The sequence below is a fragment of the Actinoplanes sp. NPDC051633 genome (genome assembly GCF_040681735.1).
GTDB lineage: Bacteria > Actinomycetota > Actinomycetes > Mycobacteriales > Micromonosporaceae > Actinoplanes.
On sequence record NZ_JBFAZH010001044.1, the window covers coordinates 1 to 2,711 of the forward strand.

Genomic DNA, 2,711 nt, shown 5'->3' on the forward strand with positions numbered 1-2,711 from the left:
GCGATCCCCGCCAGCTCGGCGCGGGCCGGCTCGGTCAGCCCGTCCACCCGGTAGGGCGCGGTCTCGGCCTGCACCGCGATCATCGACATGTGGTGCGCCACCACGTCATGCATCTCGCGGGCGATCCGGGTGCGTTCCTCGAGCACCGCCCGTCTCGCGCGCTCCAGCTCGGTGAGCTCGGTCTGCTCGACGAGGGCGCGTCTGCTCTGCCGCCGGCGGAAGACCAGGTCGCCGACGAGGGCCACGGCGGAGAAGAGCAGCATCTGGCCGGTCGCGTTGGCCGTGTCGGAGTAGACGAACGGGACGACGATGTTGAAGCCGGTGGCCCAGACGGTCAGCGCCGTGTCCTCCACGATCGCCACCAGCGCCATGACCAGGAGGAAAACGATGATCTGCAACGGCGCCCACGGCCACGTGTCGTCCGCGGGGGCGTAGAGGGTGCCGAGGAAGAGCATCGGGTACGCGATCCGCCAGGCGACCACCGGCCGGCGCACCGCCACCGCGAGCGGCAGCACCGTGCCGACGGACAGCAGGATCGCGTAGAGCCCCCACATGTCGCGCGATTCACGCAGGAACTGGATGTTCGTGGCGGCCAGACCGATCAGCGCCAGGATGCCGATCGGCACCGCGTACCGGAAAACGGGGTGGCCCGGCCACTGCACGGTGTGCGTGGGGCCCAGGAAGAGACGACGCAACGGCCCCACAGCGTCACGCGCGACGACCTGGCCGCTAGTCTCCATTCCCAGCAGGTTACGGCGATGACACCAGGCGGTCGTCACACCGTGGTTGCTCATACCTGGGTATGACGTCGAGGAGGGTCCGATGGCTCGCACGGTGTTGGTGACCGGTGGCAACCGCGGCATCGGGCTGGCCATCGCGCAGGCGTTCGTGAAGAACGGCGACCGGGTGGCGATCACGCACCGGGGCAGCGGGGCGCCCGACGGCATGCTCGGGGTCCAGTGCGACATCACCGACAGCGCCGCGGTCGACGCCGCCTTCGCGACCATCGAGGCCGAGCTCGGCCCGGTCGAGGTGCTGGTGGCCAACGCCGGCATCACCGACGACACGCTGCTGCTGCGGATGTCCGACGAGCAGTTCGAGCGCGTGCTGGACACCAACCTGACCGGTTCCTTCCGCTGCGCCAAGCGCGCCTCCGGCAAGATGCTGCGCGCCAAGTGGGGCCGGATGATCTTCATCTCCTCGGTGGTCGGCCTGTACGGCGGCGCCGGGCAGGTCAACTATGCGGCGAGCAAGGCCGGCCTGGTCGGCGTGGCCCGCTCGATCACCCGTGAGCTCGGCACCCGCAACATCACGGCGAACGTCGTGGCGCCCGGCTTCATCGACACCGAGATGACCGATGTGCTGCCCGAGGCGCGCAAGGCGGAGATCCTGAAGGCGATCCCGGCCGGCCGGCTGGCGTCGCCGGACGAGGTGGCGGGCGTGGTGACCTGGCTGGCGAGCGACGCGTCCGGTTACATCTCCGGTGCGGTGATTCCCGTCGACGGCGGCCTGGGCATGGGCCACTGAGTGGAGGTACAGGTGTCTGGACTGCTCGAGGGCAAGCGACTGCTGATCACCGGTGTGATCACCGATGCCTCGATCGCGTTCTCCGCGGCGAAGATCGCGCAGGAGGCCGGCGCGACCGTGCTGCTCACCGGCTTCGGCCGGCTCTCGCTGGTGGAGCGCATCGCCAAGCGGCTGCCCGAGCCGGCGCCGGTGATCGAGCTCGACGTGACCAGCGACGAGCACCTGGCCGCTCTGCCGGACCGGGTCCGTGAGCACGTGGACGGGCTGGACGGCGTGGTGCACTCGATCGCGTTCGGGCCGCAGAGCGTGCTGGGCGGCGAGTTCCTCAACGCCGGCTGGGAGGACGTGGCGAAGGCGCTGCAGGTGTCCACGTACTCGTACAAGGCCCTCGCCACGGCCTGCCTGCCGCTGATGGGCCGCGGCGCAAGCATCGTCGGGCTGACCTTCGACGCCACCAAGGCCTGGCCGGTGTACGACTGGATGGGCGTCGCCAAGGCCGGGCTGGAGTCGGCGTCCCGCTACCTCGCCCTGCACCTGGGCAAGCAGGGGATCCGCAGCAACCTGGTGTCGGCCGGCCCGCTGCGCACGATGGCGGCCAAGTCGATCCCGGGCTTCGAGCAGTTCGAGGACGCGTGGGCCGAGCGCGCGCCGATGGGCTGGGACCTGGGTGACAAGGAGCCGGCCGCCAGGGCGATCTGTGCCCTGCTGTCGGATTGGTTCCCGGCCACCACGGGCGAGATCGTCCATGTGGACGGCGGTTATCACGCCTTGGGTGCCTGAGCAGGATTCTTTCAAAACGGAGGATCTTTCGTATAAGTCAGGCTTAACGTTCGCTTCGTGGCGAATCTCTGCCCCGGTGGCGCTCCCAGGCTGCGGCGCAGTGCAACACCCCTGCTGCGGCGCGCCGCGGCGGCCGTCGCGGTCCTGCTCGCGGTCACGCTGACCGGGCCGCCGCCGGCGGCCTACGCCGCGGTCGGCACGATCACCACCAAGGGCCAGGGTCTGCGGGCGGACATCGCGCTGCTCGGCGCGATCAACCGCTCGCCGAAGTCCATCGTCCCGGGCAACTCGGCCACCCCGACGGTCACCGTGACCAACACCGGTGACGTCGCCGCGCCGAATACCGTCATCACCATCCCGGCGCCGCCCACCGGCACCACCATCGACGTGACCGGCGGCGGCAC

Annotated in this window: 4 protein-coding genes; 3 read left to right on the plus strand and 1 reads right to left on the minus strand. The window is 70.2% G+C overall.

Annotated elements, in window-relative coordinates; all coding sequences use genetic code 11:
* Positions 1-740 (minus strand): histidine kinase dimerization/phosphoacceptor domain-containing protein (locus AB0M20_RS36600; RefSeq protein ID WP_364305261.1); only part of this gene is annotated, 740 nt, incomplete at its 3' end.
* 82 nt (positions 741-822) lie between these two features.
* Between AB0M20_RS36600 and fabG the strand changes: the two genes are divergently transcribed.
* The 3 genes from fabG to AB0M20_RS36615 all read left to right on the plus strand — a co-directional run.
* A complete protein-coding gene (fabG, locus tag AB0M20_RS36605; protein WP_364305263.1) occupies positions 823-1,527 on the plus strand; it encodes a 3-oxoacyl-ACP reductase FabG in 705 nt (234 codons plus the stop codon).
* Between the two features lie 12 nt (positions 1,528-1,539).
* Entirely contained in the window at positions 1,540-2,307 is a 768-nt protein-coding gene (gene fabI / locus AB0M20_RS36610) for an enoyl-ACP reductase FabI (RefSeq protein ID WP_364305265.1), read from the plus strand.
* 57 nt (positions 2,308-2,364) lie between these two features.
* Positions 2,365-2,711, plus strand: a 347-nt coding sequence (locus AB0M20_RS36615; RefSeq protein ID WP_364305268.1) for a hypothetical protein, incomplete at its 3' end; no start/stop codon positions are given.

What these genes read in the sequence shown, in the direction of transcription:
- fabG (WP_364305263.1), top strand. Translation starts at nt 823, where the DNA reads ATGGCTCGCACGGTGTTGGTGACCGGTGGCAACCGCGGCATCGGGCTG.